This window comes from Pseudoalteromonas citrea (assembly GCF_000238375.3).
Lineage (GTDB): Bacteria > Pseudomonadota > Gammaproteobacteria > Enterobacterales > Alteromonadaceae > Pseudoalteromonas > Pseudoalteromonas citrea.
Genome location: NZ_AHBZ03000012.1, coordinates 175,042 through 194,819, shown reverse-complemented (window position 1 = coordinate 194,819; position 19,778 = coordinate 175,042). Strand labels below are relative to the sequence as shown.

12 protein-coding genes are annotated in these 19,778 nt (G+C 41.4%); 11 read left to right on the top strand and 1 reads right to left on the bottom strand.

Annotation, left to right across the window (positions count from 1 at the left end; translation table 11 throughout):
- Positions 1 to 94 precede the first annotated feature (94 nt).
- The 6 genes from PCIT_RS00925 (at position 95) to PCIT_RS00900 (ending at position 6,670) form a co-directional block, all read left to right on the top strand.
- Positions 95 to 2,341, top strand: coding sequence for a DUF5916 domain-containing protein (locus PCIT_RS00925; protein WP_010364748.1), 2,247 nt, complete (start codon positions 95 to 97; stop codon positions 2,339 to 2,341).
- A gap of 133 nt (positions 2,342 to 2,474) precedes the next feature.
- Positions 2,475 to 3,188 carry a helix-turn-helix domain-containing protein gene (locus PCIT_RS00920; protein ID WP_010364747.1) on the top strand — a complete coding sequence of 238 codons (714 nt, stop codon included), beginning with the start codon at positions 2,475 to 2,477 and terminating at the stop codon, positions 3,186 to 3,188.
- Between the two features lie 115 nt (positions 3,189 to 3,303).
- On the top strand, positions 3,304 to 4,248 hold the full coding sequence (locus PCIT_RS00915) for an SMP-30/gluconolactonase/LRE family protein (protein WP_010364745.1): 945 nt from the start codon (positions 3,304 to 3,306) through the stop codon (positions 4,246 to 4,248).
- Positions 4,249 to 4,345: 97 nt separating this feature from the next.
- Positions 4,346 to 4,819 carry a peroxiredoxin gene (locus tag PCIT_RS00910; protein ID WP_010364744.1) on the top strand — a complete coding sequence of 158 codons (474 nt, stop codon included), beginning with the start codon at positions 4,346 to 4,348 and terminating at the stop codon, positions 4,817 to 4,819.
- Positions 4,820 to 4,987: 168 nt separating this feature from the next.
- Positions 4,988 to 5,572, top strand: a complete 585-nt coding sequence (locus tag PCIT_RS00905; protein WP_010364743.1) for an ABC transporter ATP-binding protein — start codon at positions 4,988 to 4,990, stop codon at positions 5,570 to 5,572.
- 21 nt (positions 5,573 to 5,593) lie between these two features.
- Positions 5,594 to 6,670, top strand: a complete 1,077-nt coding sequence (locus PCIT_RS00900; RefSeq protein WP_010364742.1) for a DUF6136 family protein — start codon at positions 5,594 to 5,596, stop codon at positions 6,668 to 6,670.
- A 103-nt stretch (positions 6,671 to 6,773) separates the two neighbouring features.
- Here the strand turns inward: PCIT_RS00900 and fadE are convergent, their stop codons facing one another.
- Positions 6,774 to 9,227, bottom strand: coding sequence for an acyl-CoA dehydrogenase FadE (fadE, locus tag PCIT_RS00895; RefSeq protein WP_010364741.1), 2,454 nt, complete (start codon positions 9,225 to 9,227; stop codon positions 6,774 to 6,776).
- 292 nt (positions 9,228 to 9,519) lie between these two features.
- Between fadE and PCIT_RS00890 the strand changes: the two genes are divergently transcribed.
- The 5 genes from PCIT_RS00890 (at position 9,520) to truA (ending at position 19,692) form a co-directional block, all read left to right on the top strand.
- Positions 9,520 to 9,816 carry a DUF6419 family natural product biosynthesis protein gene (locus tag PCIT_RS00890; protein WP_010364740.1) on the top strand — a complete coding sequence of 99 codons (297 nt, stop codon included), beginning with the start codon at positions 9,520 to 9,522 and terminating at the stop codon, positions 9,814 to 9,816.
- Between the two features lie 84 nt (positions 9,817 to 9,900).
- Complete coding sequence (locus PCIT_RS00885; RefSeq protein ID WP_010364739.1) at positions 9,901 to 11,034, top strand: 4-phosphoerythronate dehydrogenase; 1,134 nt, start codon at positions 9,901 to 9,903, stop codon at positions 11,032 to 11,034.
- Between the two features lies 1 nt (position 11,035).
- The gene (locus tag PCIT_RS00880; protein ID WP_010364735.1) at positions 11,036 to 12,052 is read left to right on the top strand and encodes an aspartate-semialdehyde dehydrogenase; all 1,017 of its coding nucleotides are present in this window, start codon (positions 11,036 to 11,038) and stop codon (positions 12,050 to 12,052) included.
- Between the two features lie 267 nt (positions 12,053 to 12,319).
- Positions 12,320 to 18,682, top strand: a complete 6,363-nt coding sequence (locus PCIT_RS00875; protein ID WP_192992755.1) for a FimV/HubP family polar landmark protein — start codon at positions 12,320 to 12,322, stop codon at positions 18,680 to 18,682.
- A 212-nt stretch (positions 18,683 to 18,894) separates the two neighbouring features.
- A complete protein-coding gene (truA, locus tag PCIT_RS00870; RefSeq protein ID WP_010364729.1) occupies positions 18,895 to 19,692 on the top strand; it encodes a tRNA pseudouridine(38-40) synthase TruA in 798 nt (265 codons plus the stop codon).
- The last annotated feature ends 86 nt before the right edge of the window (positions 19,693 to 19,778 follow it).

Sequence of the window (19,778 nt, the reverse complement as noted above, 5' to 3'; positions counted from 1 at the left end):
CTAAGGACTTAGCGAGCTTTCTTCAGAGAATATTCAGTATTTTTCATCAAGATGTTTGCTTTTATAGAGGGAGGTTCTCTTATTGGGTTGAAGCATGAGTAGTATGGTACGAAATATAGTGTTATTGATTTTATGGTTTATGGGCCTATCGGTATACGCGACAGAGCAGATTGTATTAGATGGTCAATTAGATGATATAGCTTGGCAGAGTGTGCCTCCAACAAAGACTTTTTTTGAAGTTGTGCCAGCAACACATACAGCGTATCAAGATAAAGTTGAAAGTAGGGTAATGACCACTGCAAAAGGGGTGTATGTGGGCATTATTAATTGGCAAAAAGTAGGAGAGAGAAAGAAGCAATTTAATTTACAGGATAGATTCATTCAAGCTGACTTTAATCGTATTTATTTAGACTTTTCGGGTGATGGCAGTGGTGCGTATCTATTTGTAGTGGGATTAGGGGGAGGTGTTCAAGACGCAGTACTTACTCCACAATTAACGACAGACGATGATTGGGATGGAGATTGGCAAACATCCTATTACGAGGCCGAAGACTACTGGTCTAGTGAAACGTTTATTCCATGGCATACTGTGTCTTTTTATAATAAAAAAAATCTTCGAGATGCATCAGAAATTGGGGTGTCAGTTCAGTTGTATCAGTTAAGTAATAATCACCTATATGCTTCGCATAAACAGACTACCGAAAACGCAGACTTCTTTCTAACTATGCCCAAAGTAAAAGCGATTATCCCAAAAGAGCATCAGATCACCTTTGTGCCGTATATCACTCGTCAACAAGACCTAATTAATAATAATGGGTTAAATGATGTGGGTTTTGACTTAACCTATAAGCCAGATCACCATCAAAAACTGAGTGTTGCAGTTAACCCTGATTTTGGTCAGGTAGACAGTGACGAAGTCGATTTAAATTATAGTGCTGTAGAAACACTGCGGTCAGACAAGCGACCATTTTTCACTCAAGATATTAATATTTTTAATGTCCAAAGCTTGCAAGATACCACACTTATTCACACTAGACGTATTGGTGCTGGCAGCGATGACGCAATGCGCCTAACAACCCCCATTGATGCAGCGGTGAGATTTGTACAGCAAACTGAGCAGCTGCAGCTTGGGGCTTTTGCGGTAAAAGAAGATCATTTAGGCAACGATGCGGGGAAGTCATTTTATGCTATGCGGGGTAAGTATCGTCAGAAAACTTGGCAGACCGGATTGTTGATGACACACACTGAGCGCCCATTTATAAATAGAAAAGCCCAAAGTGCAGCGTGGGATACTCAATACCAAAGTGGAACATGGTCAATGCAAAGTACGTTTATGCACAGTGATATTGAGCAAAACAGTGCGCAAAACCAAGGTCGTGGTGCATCATTCAAACTCGGGTATCAGTTTTCTGCTAACAGCCAGTTTGAGTCGTCTTATTTACGGCTAGATGAGCAGTTTGATGTGAGTGATTTGGGATATATTAAGCGCAATAACTGGCGTTATTGGCAAGGTGCGTTCAGTCACGCTATTAATTTAAATTCTCCGTTGGTCTCGCGTGTAAAACACAAATTATCAGTGTCTTATGAATCTAATGATGAAGGTGTTAAATTACCTGCTCAACGCCAGTATAGTGCCAATATGATGTTAAATAGTGGAGCTGAGGTGTCGGTAGCACTAACGCATAATTCATCGGGGTGGCAAGATAATATTGGCTACAATAGTGAACGTTTTCAGCAGCCAGATACATGGGGGTCTCGGATATTCTATCGCAGCTCTTATGTTGGGGCGTTTAGCTGGGCTGCCAGTTATCAGTATGACCAAGAAGGGCTAGATGGTATAGCACAACAGTTTGCGTTAGATCTCACATTTATGCCCCATGAGTACTGGACTATCAATATTAATAATTTTTATCGCAAAGGTGACGGGTGGCTAATAGCAAACGCGCATGATCAACTAACGCAGTACGATAGAGCCTACTTTGTTAATGAAAATAAGATCTCAGGACTATTAACTAACAACCTGGAATTAAGCATTTATTTACAGTGGGCCATACTTGAAGCAAAAAGCGATCAGGTGTTTAGTATCCATGAGCGGAATTTAACAGAGCTGGAGAGTATTGATACTAGTTTTGAAGACAAGCGATTGGTATCACAAGTTAAGCTGCGTTATCGCTTAGGTGCGTTTTCTGATATTTTTTTGGTCTATGGGCGAGGTGCAATGCACATTGATACTATGCAAAAACAGAACGTGGCATCCACATCTTGGTTACGAAGCGTTGAGCAGCTTTGGCAAACGCCGAATGAGGAGCGTATCACCTTGAAATTTAGATACGGCTTTTGAATTTAATGTAATTGAGAATAAGTTAACTTTAACTTACTAATATTCCTTGTTATTCTTGAATATTCACCTTGGTATTAATGTATGACTAACCAAGAATAGGGTGTGATTTCAAGCCATAACAAGGATTAAAAAGATGACACTCGGTCACTACATAAAACAATTACGTACCACAGCAAATATGAGCCAACCTCAACTGGCAGAAAAAATGGGGGTAGAACAAAGTTATTTATCAAAATTAGAAAATGATAAATCTGTGCCCTCTAATGAGGTTTTTCGCCAGTTACTTGACGCGTTAGAGCTAACAGTCGATAACTTTATGCGTGGTGCTCAAGGGCAAGCGAACAAACATCACTTTAGCCAAATCCCAGATATCGAGTCATGGTATACCCGCCAGTGTCGTGATAACTCAATCAAACAACGGACTCTGTTGTACATTGCGATATTGCTCGTATCACTCGGTGGTAGCTGCTTTTATATCGGCTTTCAACACTTAGTATTTCCACAAACACTGTATGAATATGAGTCAAGAGGGGTTGTTTTACCCAATGAGGCTCAAGATATTTTTTTTAGCTGGTCTCGTTTTGTACCAAAAGATGCAGATATGCGAGCAGCACGGCGAGCCATGCTCAAACGAAGAGACATATCGATTGTTTTATCGTTTGAATATTTAGGTGATGAATTTATTAAAGAGGTTAAACAGGGTCGCCGACTTTATACAGTAAGTAAAGACGTTAAACAGCAAACACGACTTGGCAATACGTTATTGCAGTTTTTAGGCTTGGCTTGCGTTTTATTGGGTGTTGCCCTGATGATCATTGAACCAAGGCTGACGCGCAGCAAGGTTTAGCTGTTTTGCCATACCTTGCTAATTAATAGCACTGGGACCTGTGTATTATTTATTCTCAATTAACAATAAAGATGCCACAGGTCATACTAGATAAATTTAAGGATAAGATATCAAAATGCATAAGTATTTATGGGGGATGTTGGTGCTGTTAGCTGGGTGTCAAAATAGTGCAAATATAGCGAGTAACAGCTCAGTGGCTAACAATAATAGGTTTGAGCGCTTTAGTGATGTTAAACAAGAGACTTATCGCGCAATTGACTGGGTATCTGATGGCACATTCACCGAGGGGATTGAAGGTCCAGCGGTTGACAGTAACGGGGTTTTATATGTGGTCAATTATGCGCAGCAAGGCACGATAGGGGCCGTACAACACAAAGGTAAAGCAAAGCTATGGCTGACTTTACCCGAAGGCAGTGTTGGCAATGGCATTCGCTTTAATCAGCATGGTGATATGTTTGTTGCTGATTATGCCCGTCATAATATATTAAAAATAACGCCACAAGGGGAAGTGTTCGTTCATGCTCATGAGCCATTGATGAACCAGCCAAATGATATTGCAATACGTGATGATGGGGTAATTTTTGCGAGTGATCCAAATTGGGCTAATGGTCGAGGTCAACTTTGGCGAGTAGAAACCGATGGCCAAGTTACCTTGCTAAAAGCTGATATGGGAACGACCAATGGTATAGAGGTAAGTCCTGATAATAAAACCTTGTATGTGAATGAAAGTAAGCAACGACGCATATGGGCATTTACACTTAATGAACAAGGTGAAGTGAGCGATAAGAGGCTGTTCTATCAGTTTGTCGATCATGGTTTAGATGGTATGCGTACTGACAGCCAGGGCAACTTATATGTTGCACGATATGGCGCCGGTGAAGTGGTAGTATTGTCACCTAAAGCGATGCTGTTAAAGACAGTACGATTAAAAGGCAAGCACCCAACCAATATCGCATTTGGTGGCCAAGATGGTAACCAAGTGTTTGTAACAATGCAAAAACGGGGCGCAATTGAATCTTTTTACAGTGAATTTGCAGGGCGTGCTCATACATTGTATTAATCTTGTATACTTGTTGCAGGACATAGGCTTTATTCACTGTATTATATGAATAATTCCAGTTATCAAATAAATAATATTCTTTTTTTAAGGGAACACCATGATTGAACAAGGGCAAAATTTACCTGCAGCGACACTTAGCCAGCTAACAGACGAAGGTATGGTAGAGCACCAAGTCACAGAGTTATTTGCAGACAAAACAGTGGCTTTATTTGCCGTGCCGGGGGCTTTCACACCGACATGTTCAGCGGCACATTTACCGGGCTATGTCGTATTGGCTGATGAGCTGAAAGCCAAAGGTGTTGATATTATTGCTTGTGTATCAGTGAATGATGCGTTTGTAATGAAAGCATGGGGTGAAGCACATAATGCATCTGAATTAATGATGCTGGGTGATGGTGATGCAAGCTTTACTAAGTCTGTGGGCTTGGAAATGGATACAGCCTCATTTGGCGGCGTTCGTTCACAGCGTTATGCCATGATCATAAAAAATGGTGTTGTGACTCAGCTTAACGTAGAAGCACCAAAGTCATTTGAAGTTAGCAAAGCGGAAGCTATTTTAGCGGCTCTTTAATACAGACTAATCTAGCTATTTGGAAAAACGGGCACTCAGTGCTCGTTTTTTATATTGATAACAGTGTAACAAATTAGCGTCACATCCTGTAACACTCTTAATAATATCTGAAATATGACTTGTGATACATTCACCTAATAAAGGAACTTATCTAGGTTTAGCGCAATAATGATTGAAGTTACTAATTTAACGAAGTATTTTGGTAAAAAATGTATTTTTGAAAATTATAATAGTACTTACTCTTCAAAAAGGCTTTGTATAGAAGGGAAAAATGGCCTTGGAAAAACCACGCTTTTTACGATATTGGCCGGGCTAGATAGCTTTTACTCTGGACACATTACACTCAATGGCCAGCAACATGCTGAATTACAAAACTACGTTGCTTTAGCGTCAGATAAAATTATTTTTCCAGAGTTTTTATCGGCTCAGCAGATACTTACAATGACCACATCAAGCTGGCAGTGTGAATTACCTCAAACACTGATAACTGATCTTTGCTTTGATACATTCTTGCATACCCGAGTGGAAGATTTATCGTCCGGCAATCTAAAAAAATTACAGCTTATAAATGCGATGATGCGTAATATTCCTTACTTAATTTTAGACGAACCTAGTGCTGCATTGGATAAACGAGGGCTTGATGTGGTTTTGGAGTGGCTCAGCGTCTACTCTGGCCAAGTGCTTATTAGTAGTCATGAACCTCAACCCTTTTTTGATATTGGCTTTGTTAGTCAGTCGCTCAAGAAAGTTTAAGTATAAGGGGCTTAGTAGATCATGGTGGCACACTTCTATCAATATCGATATCAGGCCTTTAAAGCCGAGCTTAAAGAGTTAGTAAACCAACTTAATCAATTTATTTTGATGATCACAACGCTATTTTATATCTTCTTGCCAGGGTTAATTGCGTCACTGTTTTTTGGTTTAGGTAAGATTGTTCAAAGTGACAGTGTGCTGGTGAGTATTCAAGTTGCATTTGCATATTTACTGCTGCAAACCTTATTAGTCACCGTTCTAAAGCCTGCCATTTTAGATAGTCGGCATCGATGTTTTCAAATTAGTATATCACCTCGTACCAGGCACCAATATTTAGCTGATATCGTTTTATTATTAGCAAGCCATGCCTTACTTATCATAACAATGATATTGGCGGTAGCCATGGGGCCGCAGAAGCTCAGTCAGGCACCACAGCTTTTGCTATTTATACTGACTCAAATTAGTTTTGCGGTGGGGTTACTATACCGGCCTCAGTCAGTAATTTTGGCGCTATTTATCGCGTTTATTTCCCTGTGGTGGTCATCCTCTATCATACAATTTTTAGTGTGTATTAATGTGTTATTGATTGGTTGTTGGTTTGCACCAAAAATACATCTCCCCAACCTGACTTATTCAATCAATATATGGTCGTTTTGGTTTTATTATGTTGTTTCGCATTCTTGGGCATTTATTTGGCGTGCCACAGCGACTTTTCTGGTGCTGTGGGCAGCTATTATTATTCAAACTATGAGGCCCGATTTACTGCATTGGTATCTGTTAGCTGCGGTACTTATCAACCAGCTTTGGTGGTCAACATTAATGATTGAAACCAACCAGCAGTTACAAGAAACACGCTTATTTTGGGAGTCGCTAGGTAAATATAAAGAGGTGTTTCGCGTACAAGCTATATTACTATCAATAGTATGCATTGCTTTATGGTGTGGCTCTGGCCTTTTATTGGACTTTGATATCTATATGAGTAGTGCTTTATTGTGCATGCCGATACTGATGTACTGTGCAGTCAAAAAGCCTAAATTGATAGCCGTTGCATGGGCTTCTAGTTCAATTACCTTATTTGTACTAAAAGTGATTACCTAGCGGGTTATAAACCTTACTGGGCAGCATGACCTAAAAAAGCCAGCATACGCTGGCTTGTTTAGGGTTGGGTTGTTCTTTTGCTGTATATTATTGACTGTAAAGTCTATGCGGCATCTACACCTTGAGCAGCAGGTTTTGCTGCTTGGCCTGCCATGAGCTCACTTGGGTCAAAATCATCGACATTGATCACGGCAAGACGCTTAGCTTCGACTTCAGCAAGTTGCGCCGCTTCATCTTCATTAAGAATATTTGCCTCAAGCCCCATTTGAGCGACTTTATCTAATTGTGTGAATGGCAGTTTTTGCCCTTTAGCACGACAAACCTTATCAAAGAGAGGTTCTACGGCAAGAATATCTTTTAAGGTTTGTTCTTGCTTACCAATTAAGTTCAAAGGTTCATTCGTTAAATAAATATGAGCAGCCAGTCTATCTCTTGATTCATTTGGCGTTTGTAATAAATGAGCAAGTTTGTGTTCTAACGTGTCAGTTGGTTTACGAATTGGTCTACCAAACGGGAATAAGACCAGTTTTAACACGGCACGTAATGGGGCTGATGGCATATTGTTGATCAGATCTGCCAATGCCCGTTGACACAAATACAAATGTTCCTGACAGCTCCATTGCACAAATGGTAAGTCTTCTTTTTTACGGCCTTCATCGTTGTAGCGTTTAAGCGTTGCAGAAACAAGATAAAGATAACTTAATAAATCGCCTAGTCGCGCAGAGATACGTTCTTTTCGTTTCAATGAGCCACCAAATACTGCCATACAAATGTCTGACATAAGTGCTAAAGATGCGCTATATCGACTGGCGTTACGATAGAAAACAGCAGTTTCATCATTAAACGGGACTTTGGTAAAGCGGGCTCCAGTTAGGGCGAGCCATTTAGTACGTACAAGGTTTGATAATGTGAAGCCTATATGACCCATCAAAGATGAATCGAAGCTGTCTAAAGCGGCTTGTTTGTCAGTCATACCAACTGCATTGAGTTCCGCAAGTACGAAAGGATGACAACGAATGGCACCTTGACCGTATATGATCATATTACGGGTTAATATGTTTGCGCCTTCTACAGTAATTGCAATGGGCGCGCCTTGATAGCCTCGACCTAAGTAGTTATTTGGCCCAAGACAGATCCCTTTACCGCCGTGAATGTCCATAGCATGCATCGTTGAAGTACGCATTTGCTCTGTTAGATGGTATTTTAATATTGCTGAAACGACTGAAGGCTTTTCACCCAAGTCAACCGCGCCGGTAGACATGGTGACAGCTGCATCAGTACTGTAGGCATAGCCTGCTAATTTTGCTAATGACTCTTCTACACCTTCCATTTTTCCAATTGGAAGTCTAAATTGACGACGAATGCGGCTATATGCGCCACTAGCTAATGCCAGTGATTTTATACCACCGGTTGAGTTTGAAGGCAGTGTAATTGCACGTCCTACAGACAAGCACTCAACCAACATACGCCAACCTTGGCCCGCCATTTCAGGCCCGCCGATGATGTAATCAATTGGGACAAAAATGTCATCGCCTTGCGTCGGTCCGTTTTGAAACGGTACGTTCAATGGAAAGTGACGGCGACCAATTTTAACACCTGGGGTTGTGGTTGGGATCAAAGCGCAGGTAATGCCCGGTTCTTTATTCTCGCCTAATAGCCCATCAGGGTCTCTGAGCTTAAATGCTAAGCCAAGTACTGTCGCAACAGGAGCCAGTGTAATATAACGCTTATTCCACGTTAATCGAATGCCGAGTGTTTCTTTTCCTTCCCATTCACCTTTACATACAATGCCAAAATCAGGGATGGCCGATGCATCTGAGCCTGCTTCAGGGGAGGTAAGTGCAAAACACGGGATCTCTTGCCCTTTCGCAAGTCGGGGAAGGTAGTGGTCTTTTTGTTCTTTGGTACCATAGTGTTGCAATAGTTCACCTGGCCCGAGTGAGTTAGGTACTCCGACGATAGATGATAGTAAAGTTGATTTACTTGTTAGCTTTTGTAGTACACATGATTGTGCGTAGGCAGAAAACTCCAGCCCACCATATTGCTTTTTAATGATCATGGCGAAGAACTTATTGTCTTTTAAATATTGCCATACATCTTTTGGTAAATCAGTTAGTTCGTGGGTTGCTTTCCAATCGTCTAGCATCGCACAAACTTCTTCAACAGGGCCGTCTAAGAAAGCTTGTTCTTCAACGGTAAGTCTTGGTTTTGGATACTGATGAAGTTTTTCCCAATTTGGGTTGCCACAAAACAAATCAGCTTCCCACCAAGTCGTTCCAGCATCAATAGCTGATTTTTCAGTATCAGACATTGTTGGTGTAACTTTCTTAAACGCCTTAAATAAAGGTGAAATAATATACTGTTGACGAATGTTTGTGAGAGACAGCGGTACAGCAATGGCTAAGAAAATTAGCCATGAAAGAGCACCAAATGCCCCCGAAAGCGTACCGATGATTAATGTTACAGCAGCCACACCAACGCAGGTGTTCCAGCTAGCTCTATGGTAGCTTGCTGCGCCAAGTAGGGCGAGCAATGCCAATGTAAATACGAGTGTCATGTTGTTCTTCCTTATTAGAGGTCTGACCACCTATTAAGACTAGCGGCTAAGGCAAATATTTACAAGAGAAAATATAGGGACATTAAATTTGACTATTGAGCTTCACAAAGAGATTGTTGCGTCCAGCGTTGTTAGGCGTTTGGTCATCTAAATGGATATCCAACGTACGTTATATTAGGAGTCACTGGAAATAGTAAGCTGGTTGGTTTGTGAGTTATTTGTATTTTTAAAGTTGTAAATATGTTGTTTTGATCTATTTTTAGGTAAGTCATATATCAGGAAGGAACCTAAAATGATGAACGCTACACTTTCAATAGCTGTATCTTTAATAGCAACATGGATGTCTTTTAATATTTATACCCCCGCTGTGTTCGTTAGCTTGTTTTTTTGCCTTGTGAGCGCATACTTTGGTTATCATCGCTGTGTTTATACTGCATTGTTTATTGCGTTTAGTAGTATTACCGCCATTCTTATGAGCCCCCTTATTTTGTTGCCAGAGCAAAAACAAGCCACTTTGATGGTGCTAATTCTTATCATCGTTATGTTTGCTGGGATTGGCGCAGGTGTTCACAAGTTAAAAGGACATTAAGTTTCAGTCTACCTGTGGTTGGCGCTCGCATTTGTTAAAGGCTTAGGTATACAATACCGCAAACGTGTGTACTGGGAACAACAAATGAAGATCCTTGCAGATCAAAATATGCCATTGGTGGAGGAATACTTCTCAGATTTAGGAGAAGTAAAGCGGTTTGATGGCCGAAATTTAGCGGCAGAAGCGTTACAAGGCGTGGATGTATTATTAACGCGTTCAGTAACCCAAGTTAACAAAAAACTGCTCGATGGGGCAAACCAGCTAAAATTTGTTGGTACCGCTACCATAGGCATTGATCACATTGATACTGCGCTGTTAGCTCAGAATGATATTGCATTCAGTAGCGCGCCTGGGTGCAATGCGATTGCCGTAGCAGAGTATGTGATTAGTGCGCTTTATGCTTACAGTCAGGAAACGAATACGCAATTGTCTGGCAAAACACTCGCCATAATTGGCGTGGGTAGCATTGGACAGTGCTTACACGATAAATTATCAGGGTTGGGGGTCGAGTTGATATTATGTGACCCGATCCGCTATGAAAATGGTACGCTTGACGAGCATGTAGAGTTAGATATTGCTTTAGAACAAGCCGACTTCGTGACGTTTCATGTGCCGCTCATTAACAGTGGTGAACATAAAACGCATCACTTGCTAAACGCAGAGCGCATTAACAAACTAAAATCTGGGATGGTTGTTATTAATGCCAGTAGAGGTGATGTCATTGATAACGAGGCGTTGTTAAATGCACTAGAAGCAGGGAAGAAATTAGAGCTCGTATTAGATGTATGGGAGAATGAGCCTAATATACCCACTGAGTTGCTCCCTTATGTGAGATTTGCGAGTGTGCATATTGCTGGTCACACTCAAGAAGGCAAAGCGCGTGGTACGCAAATGTTATATCAAGGTGTCTGTCGTTTATTTGATGTGCCAGCAACCAAAACATTGGCTGATTTCTTGCCAGTTCCGGCGTTGACACAGTGTCAAATAGAGCAAACACTGACCGAACATGACTTAGGTCGAATAGTGCATTTAGTATATGACATTCGCCGTGATGATGGCCTATTACGAGCGAATTTACAAAATCAAGGTTTTGACAGCTTGCGTAAGAATTATCCACCACGCAGAGAGTTCAGTACGCTAAGTATAGAAAACCGCAGTGAGCATGGTGCTATGTTAGCGCAGCTCGGCTTTAACGTAATTGAAAAGAATGAGGAATAACATGTCGCAAAAATTTAATGTGGCAGTACTAGGCGCAACGGGACTCGTTGGACGTCAAATTATCGAAACTTTACAAGATAGAAAGTTTCCTGTTGATCAGCTTTTTGCACTTGCAAGTAGTCGAAGTGCTGGCGAAGACATTGATTTTCGCGGCGAAAAAATTGAAGTCATTGACGTTGAGAACTTTGATTTCTCGCAGGCGCATATAGGCTTATTTTCAGCTGGCGGTAGTGTGTCAGAAAAGTATGCGCCAGTTGCAGCGGAAGCCGGTTGCGTGGTTATCGACAATACTTCACACTTTCGGTATGACTTTGATGTGCCGTTGATAGTGCCTGAAGTTAATAAAGACAGCTTAGCTGATTTCCGTAATCGTAATATCATTGCGAACCCAAACTGTTCCACAATTCAGATGATGGTTGCTTTAAAACCGATATATGATGCTTATGGCATAGATAGAATTAATGTATCTACGTATCAGGCTGTGTCAGGTGCAGGTAAAGAAGCTGTTGATGAATTAGCTAAGCAAACGGCTAATTTAATGAATGCCCGTCCGATGGAAAATAATATATTTACCAAGCAAATTGCGTTTAACGTTATCCCTCAAATTGATACTTTCCAAGAGAATGGCTACACCAAAGAAGAAATGAAAATGGTGTGGGAAACGCAAAAAATATTAGGCGATAGCAGTGTATTGGTTAATCCTACCGCTGTAAGGGTTCCGGTATTTTTTGGTCATGCTGAATCTATCCATTTAGAAACACGCATGCCACATGATATTGAACATATCAAACAACTGCTTAACGAAGCGCCTGGTGTTGAGTTTATCGAAGATGAGCAAGATTACCCAACGCCTGTGAGCGATGCCAGTGGTAACGACACCGTATATGTTGGCCGTTTACGACAGGATATTTCGCATCCTCATGGTTTAAATTTGTGGGTTGTATCGGATAATACACGTAAAGGCGCTGCGACTAATAGCGTACAGATTGCTGAAGAACTGATAGAAAATTATTTGTAATTCATTAACTTATTAGCATAAAGCTGCCGAGCGGCAGCTTTTTTCCTCCGTAGTATAATTTCACGCCAAAGATTTGACCTTTTGAAAACTAAGTAGTTTTCTCTCTCATCATAAACTATTATAAGCATGTTAAATTTCAATACGTTGCAATGGATATTCACTGGCAACTGGTTTATAGTTTGCAATTGGAATAGAGCTTGCAAAAGCTACCCTTAGCATTATTAAAATGTTTGGCGAGATGCTGAACAATGTACAGAAAGGATCAACATGCGCGGTTTTGTCTTTTTTTGTATCTTTGCGTCTGCATTGATCACCATGCCAGTTCTTACGCAAGAGGCTGCCCAAATTAAAGGGCCTAAAGGCGCAGATTATGGCATGCAAGGCCGAACTATAGGGCCAATAAAACCTTCCGACACTTTGTGGCGTATAGCTAAAAAGGTGCGCAACGACGAGTCTGTGACTATTTATCAAGTCATGAGTGCGTTCTATACAAAAAACCCCAATGCTTTCTTAGATAAAAACCTCAATCACATGCGCGATGGCGCCTATTTGCGCATTCCGACCTTAGGTGAAATGCGTAAAGAAAACCCGGTGTTTGCGAAGCAAAAATCTGATCAAGATGATGCTTTATGGGAAATGAAAAAAAATGGCATGCTGGATAATGATACGATTGAGCAAGCCCAGAAAAAAGTGACTCAAGCGCGCAAAGTAGACGTGGAAGAAGCAAAAGTTGAGTTAGCAAATAGGCTTAAATCGTTGCAGATGGATCAGGACTCCAAGCTATTAGAGTTACAAAACCAGTTCAAAAGTTCTGTTCGCAATGTTGAAGATATTCTCAAGGAAAATAATAAACTTAAGCAAAAACTCGGCGATATCTCAGATGAATTGAAAAATGTGCAGCAGCAATTGGGTCAAGATAGCCAAATACAGCAACAGCTCAAATCACTGATCGATTTACAAAACGAATTATTAGCAGAACAAGCAGCACAAAAACAGCAAGATTCGGGTATGAGTAGTGAGGCGCTACTTTCCAATCCGCTTATGGTGCTGTTAATGGCGATAGTACCTTCATTACTGGTCATTGGTGGCGTAATACTTTTCTTGAAAAAACGCCAAAAAGATGAACCTGCTGATAGTGGAGCCGAGGACGACTTTCTCCCACAAGCGCCCGTTGCTGCTGACCCACTTGATCTCGATATTGCACCTGCCGCTGTCCCCGATCCGATTGACGAAAGTGTCCAGCTTGATGACGATATGCTACCTGAAGACGATGACATCATGTTTGACTCGCTGGAAGATGATGCTTTTGAAGAGGGGAATGATACATTAGATCAAGATGAGCTCGATGGTTTACTCAGTGATGACATTGTATTTGATGATGAAACAGATGAGCTTGATAGTGGCGATGATCTTGATGATTTCTTACAACAAAACTTCGATGAACCAGATGGGTTAGGTGATGAAGTTGCTCTCGATATAGAGCAAGACTCCGGTGATATTTTAAATGACGGAGACATTGATGATCTATTCAACGAAGTATCAAGTGCTGACGATGGTAATGATGATGAACTTGATATTAGTGATGATGCGTTAGCTGCGTTAAGTGAAGAATTGGCTGAGGACTCACAAGAAGATGTAGATATAGACTCAATTTTAGATGAAACGTCGAGTAAACCTGATGTCGATATCATGGGGGATGATGTTGACTCTCTGCTTGAGTCGAACTCGCAAGAGACAATTGAATCGTCTGATAATTTAGACCTAGATGATATTGATAGCCTGCTTGATGAAGAGAGCAACAATGATTCGAAAAATGAAGATGATGAATTTGACATAGACGACATTGACGGACTATTGGATGAAGTTGGCTCTGAGGAGGGAGATACTCCATCTGAAGAGGCATTTGACATTGATGATATCGATGGACTATTGGATGAGGCTGCATCTAAGTCAGATGAGCCATTGTCAGAAGAAGAGTTCGATATTGACGATATCGATGGTCTGATAGAGGAAGCTGCGCCTGAAGAAGTTGCAGAGACACAGCTAGAAGAAGAGTTCGATATTGACGATATCGATGGTCTGATAGATGAAGCTGCGCCTGAAGAAGTTGCAGAGACACAGCTAGAAGAAGAGTTCGATATTGACGATATCGATGGTCTGATAGAGGAAGCCGCGCCTGAAGAGGTTGCAGAGACACAACTAGAAGAAGAGTTCGATATTGACGATATCGATGGTCTGATAGAGGAAGCAACGCCTGAAGAATTGGCAGAGACACAGCTAGAAGAAGAGTTCGATATTGACGATATCGATGGTCTGATAGAGGAAGCAGCGCCTGAAGAAGTTACAGAGACACAGCTAGAAGAAGAGTTCGATATTGACGATATTGATGGTCTGATAGATGAAGCAACGCCTGAAGAAGTGACAGAGACATCACTAGAAGAAGAATTCGATATTGACGATATTGATGGCATCGATGGTTTGATAGATGAAACTGGCGAGTTAGATGATGGTCAAGGCGACAATGAATTAGATGCGTTGGTCGAAGAAGCTGATAGCAGTCCTGAGTTAGATACAGGTTTCGAGACTGATATCGATACCGTTACCGAAAATAATGACCTTGCCGAAACGGATGGTGAAGTTACTGCTGAAGCTGAATTAATAGAAGAAGCAGATGAGTTAGATGATGTTCAAGGCGACAATGAATTAGATGCGTTGGTTGAAGAAGCTGATAGCAGTACTGATTTAGATACAGATATCGAGGCTGATATCGAAAATACTGATCTTGCCGCTACGGAAAGTGAAGTTACTGCTGAAGCTGAATTAATAGAAGAAGCAGATGAGTTAGATGACGGCCAAGGCGACAATGAATTAGATGCGTTGGTCGAAGAAGCTGATAGCAGTACTGATTTAGATACAGATATCGAGGCTGATATCGAGGCTGATATCGAGGCTGATATCGAGGCTGATATCGATACCGTTACCGAAAATATTGACCTTGCCGAAACGGATGGTGAAGTTACTGCTGAAGCTGAATTAATAGAAGAAGCAGATGAGTTAGATGATGTTCAAGGCGACAATGAATTAGACGCGTTGGTCGAAGAAGCTGATAGCAGTACTGATTTAGATACAGATATCGAAGCTGATATCGAAAATACTGATCTTGGCGAAACGGATGGTGAAGTTACTGCTGAAGCTGAATTAATAGAAGAAGCAGATGAATTAGATGACGGTCAAGGCGACAATGAATTAGACGCGTTGCTTGAAGAAGCTGATAGCAGTACTGATTTAGATACAGGTTTCGAGACTGATATCGATACCGAAAATATTGGCCTTGCCGAAGCGGATGGTGAAGTTGCAATAGAGCCAGAGTTAGCAGAAGAAGCTGGTGAGCTGGATATTGAGAATATAGATGGCTTGTTAAATGAACCTGATGATGAATTAGACATAGAAGATATAGATGAATTGCTCAATGGTGATAAAGACACTGTCGTCACAAGCAGTTTAACTGATGATATTGCGGGTGATCTTCTCAGTGAGGTTGACGACGAGTTGCTTTCTGAGACAAGTCACAGTGGACAAAGCGATAATTTGCCAATAATAGAAAGCGATTTTGATCTTGATGACTTGGACTCTCCAGAGAGTGAAGCCCAATCAAACTCTACGCCAGTACCGTCTGATGATGAAAGTATACCTCCTATATCTGAGTTTGATGAAGAAGAGAAAAAGAACGGCCAGAGTATTGATGAGCTTTTAAAAACGCTGGATGACTCAGGTGAGTCTGATTGGGATGATGAACTGGCTGAGGAAGATGAAATCGACTTAGGTGATGATCCATTACTAGAAGGGGCTGATTTATCTGAAACAGAGGTGTTTGATGAGCCTGATTTAGTTACGCCGAGTGCCGAGTTAGACAGCTACCCAGAGCTAGAGTTAGACAATGAATTAGACGATACGCCCTTATCGACCAGTGAGACAGAGCAAGCGCTTTCCGACGCATTACAAAGTAAAATGGTATCTGAACATGCGTTAGAAGGCGATCTAGATGATTTACATGAAGAAGATGATTTAGACCTATCATTTGAAGATGATGAAACAACACGTCATGATGAGCAAATAGATGACGTTACGCCTGTTGAAAATGAACAAGATGAGCAAAATATAGAGGATCTTCCTGAGTTTAATGAGCAAGACGCTCTGGACTCGATGGGCGATGAGTTGGATGAACTGAGTGCATCAGAATTTGACTCTTTACTGCAAGATGAGGATGCGCTTTCAACGTCATCGGTAACTGATTTAAACGTAGAGCAAGATTTAGGAGCGTTCACGGAGACTTTAGAAGCTCAACCCCAAAGTTCTGATGAAGAGATAAGCGTTGAAGCTGAGCAGCCAATTGAAACGGTTCCTGAGTTTGATGAACAAGCCGCTTTAGATGCGCTAGCCGATGAGCCTGAAACTTCGCGTGAAGTCGAAGATGAGCTTGATGTTGACCCAACGCTTGAAAGCACACCAGATAATAACTTTGCAGAAGAGGTGCTTGCAGACCCTTCTGAATTAGAGGCTCATGTTGATGAAGAGGTAAACGTTGCAGCTGAAGAGCCAATTGAAACGCTCCCTGAATTTGATGAACAAGCTGCTTTAGATGCGCTAGCCGATGAGCCTGAAACTTCGCGTGAAGTCGAAGATGAGCTTGATGTTGACCCAACGCTTGAAAGCACACCAGATGATAACTTTGCAGAAGACGTGCTTGCAGACCCTTCTGAATTAGAGCCTTCTGAATTAGAGGCTCACAGTGATGAAGAGATAAGCGTTGAAGCTGAAGAGCCAATTGAAACGGTTCCTGAGTTTGATGAACAAGCAGCTTTAGATGCGCTAGCCGATGAGCCTGAAACTTCACTTGAAGTTGAAGATGAACTTGATGTTGACCCTACGCTTGAAAGCACACCCGATGATAATTTTGCAGAAGACGTACTTGCAGAACCTACAAAATTAGAACCTTCTGAATTAGAGGCTCACGTTGAAGAGGAGGTAAACGTTGTAGCTGAAGAGCCAATTGAAACGCTTCCTGAGTTTGATGAACAAGCAGCTTTAGATGCGCTAGCCGATGAGCCTGAAGCTTCGCGTGAAGTCGAAGATGAGCTTGATGTTGACCCAACGCTTGAAAGCATATCTGATGATAATTTTGCAGAAAACGTGCTTGAAGACCTTTCTGAATTAGAGCCTTCTGAATTAGAGGCTCATGTTGAAGAAGAAGCTCACGTTGAAGAAGAGGTAAACGTTGCAGCTGAAGAGCCAATTGAAACGCTTCCTGAGTTTGATGAACAAGCAGCTTTAGATGCGCTAGCCGATGAGCCTGAAGCTTCGCGTGAAGTCGAAGATGAGCTTGATGTTGACCCAACGCTTGAAAGCACATCTGATGATAATTTTGCAGAAAACGTGCTTGCAGACCCTTCTGAATTAGAGCCTCATGTTGATGAAGAGATAAACGTTGCAGCTGAAGAGCCAATTGAAACGCTTCCTGAGTTTGATGAACAAGCAGCTTTAGATGTGCTAGCTGAAGAGCCTGAAACTTCACTTGAAGTTGATGATCAACTGGACGTTGACCCAACGCTTGAAAGCACATCTGATGATGATTTTACAGAAGACATGCTTGCTGAGCCTTCTGGATTAGAGTCTCACGTTGATGAAGAGGTTAACGTTGATGAAGAGATAAACGTTGCAGCTGAAGAGCCAATTGAAACGCTCCCTGAGTTTGATGAACAATCAGCTTTAGATGCGCTAGCTGATGAGCCTGAAACTTCACTTGAAGTTGATGATCAACTGGACGTTGACCCAACGCTTGAAAGCACATCTGATGATGATTTTGCAGAAGACATGCTTGCAGAGCCTTCTGAATTAGATGCTCACGTTGATGAAGAGATAAACGTTGGAGCTGAGTCGTTATTAGAGACTCAAGTAGATCCAGAGCCAACGAGTTTAGCAGATGCACCTGAATTTGAGCTTGAGTCTGAAGCGCAAGAAGATGATAATTTACCTGACTCGCCAGATGAATTTTTATCACAACTTGATGAATTGAGTGAAGCGCAAGAAGCTGCTGAGCAAGTAGTCATTGATGAAGCTGCCATTGAAAATGAATTCATGGCCAATTTATCTGATACAGATTTTGATTCATTGCTTAACGATATGGTTGAGCCTGAGCCAATCAATATTTCTGATTTAGACGATGTGGAAGTTGATTTTGATTCTTTATTGAATGATGAACCAGATTTAGATACAAGCGAGCTTGCAGAGCTTGCAGAGCTTGCAGAGCTTAGTGAAGATGAAGAAGATCAATTTGTTGATATAGATGATTTGCTGTCACAAAGTGATGATTTAGAGCCTCAAGATGAGCCATATAATGATGCGGACATGGATGTAGGCTTAGGCGACTTTGATGAGTTTTTAGCTGGGGATAATGCCACCGATGTAGATTTAGAAGCCGACGGTTTTGCTGCTAAGTTAGATTTGGCCCGTGCCTATATTGAAATTGAAGATTACGATGGGGCTATGGGGGTGATAAAAGAGGTATTAGATAAAGGCCCTGAATCAGTCCAAAGTGAAGCACAGGCTTTACAGAGTAAGCTTATCACTTAGCACAACAGCCAAGTGCACTTAAGTAGTTAATTAAAAATGACGTAATACAATACGTCATTTTTAATTTTGGCATGCTCGCTTTCTACTAACAGCGTATTTACACTAAATGGTTATTATCGCGAGAAATATCTTGTGTATGATGACGCATGCTTTTATTCGTGCTTGCAATCGCATAAAATGCACGGCTATTAAACATCGAGGTAAGAGTCAGTATGCGCGTAGCAATGGGAATAGAGTATAACGGGGCAAATTACAGTGGGTGGCAGCGTCAGCCCCATGTAAATAGTGTGCAGCAAGAAATTGAAACAGCATTATCTCGTATCTGTAACCATAAAATTGATATTGTATGCGCAGGGCGCACCGACGCAGGTGTGCATGCCACTGGGCAGGTTGTGCATTTCGATACGCATGCTGAACGCGATATGAGCGCCTTTACATTAGGCCTTAATTCTATGTTACCCGATGACATTGCAGTACGTTATGCACAACAAGTCGATGATGAGTTTCATGCCCGTTTTAGTGCGACAGCAAGAAGATATCGATACGTGATTTATAATCATGCCTATCGTCCAGGTATATTACGAAGTGGGGTAACACATTTTCATCATCCACTTGATGAGTCATTAATGCAGGCTGCATGTCCTGCCATGTTAGGTGAACAAGACTTTACTTCGTTTCGCGCTGTGCACTGTCAGTCCAATACGCCATTTCGTAATATTCACCATTTGAGTGTTGAACGAGTAAACGATTATTTAGTTATTGATATTAAAGCGAATGCGTTTTTGCATCATATGGTTCGAAATATTACCGGATGCTTGACGGATATTGGTATGGGTAAGCAGTCGCCGGAGTGGATGGCAGAGCTGTTAACACTTAAAGACCGTACCCAAGCTGGTGCGACTGCAAAGCCAAATGGTTTATATTTGGTCGACGTAGACTATCCACAAAAATGGAACATACCTTCGACCTCATTAGGGCCGTTATTTTTACCAAATAAAGATATTGAATAATTAGCTAACCAGCACGTCTTAATAAGAGACCCTTTATTGAAGGACTTGCAAAACGTAATTATAAAAAATGAGTTTAGAGTCGCTGC

Excerpts from the sequence above, each read along its gene's own strand:
- PCIT_RS00925 (WP_010364748.1), top strand. The coding sequence starts at position 95 with ATGAGTAGTATGGTACGAAATATAGTGTTATTGATTTTATGGTTTATG.
- PCIT_RS00920 (WP_010364747.1), top strand. The coding sequence starts at position 2,475 with ATGACACTCGGTCACTACATAAAACAATTACGTACCACAGCAAATATG.
- PCIT_RS00915 (WP_010364745.1), top strand. The coding sequence starts at position 3,304 with ATGCATAAGTATTTATGGGGGATGTTGGTGCTGTTAGCTGGGTGTCAA.
- PCIT_RS00910 (WP_010364744.1), top strand. The coding sequence starts at position 4,346 with ATGATTGAACAAGGGCAAAATTTACCTGCAGCGACACTTAGCCAGCTA.
- PCIT_RS00905 (WP_010364743.1), top strand. The coding sequence starts at position 4,988 with ATGATTGAAGTTACTAATTTAACGAAGTATTTTGGTAAAAAATGTATT.
- PCIT_RS00900 (WP_010364742.1), top strand. The coding sequence starts at position 5,594 with ATGGTGGCACACTTCTATCAATATCGATATCAGGCCTTTAAAGCCGAG.
- fadE (WP_010364741.1), bottom strand. The coding sequence starts at position 9,227 with ATGACACTCGTATTTACATTGGCATTGCTCGCCCTACTTGGCGCAGCA.
- PCIT_RS00890 (WP_010364740.1), top strand. The coding sequence starts at position 9,520 with ATGATGAACGCTACACTTTCAATAGCTGTATCTTTAATAGCAACATGG.
- PCIT_RS00885 (WP_010364739.1), top strand. The coding sequence starts at position 9,901 with ATGAAGATCCTTGCAGATCAAAATATGCCATTGGTGGAGGAATACTTC.
- PCIT_RS00880 (WP_010364735.1), top strand. The coding sequence starts at position 11,036 with ATGTCGCAAAAATTTAATGTGGCAGTACTAGGCGCAACGGGACTCGTT.
- PCIT_RS00875 (WP_192992755.1), top strand. The coding sequence starts at position 12,320 with ATGCGCGGTTTTGTCTTTTTTTGTATCTTTGCGTCTGCATTGATCACC.
- truA (WP_010364729.1), top strand. The coding sequence starts at position 18,895 with ATGCGCGTAGCAATGGGAATAGAGTATAACGGGGCAAATTACAGTGGG.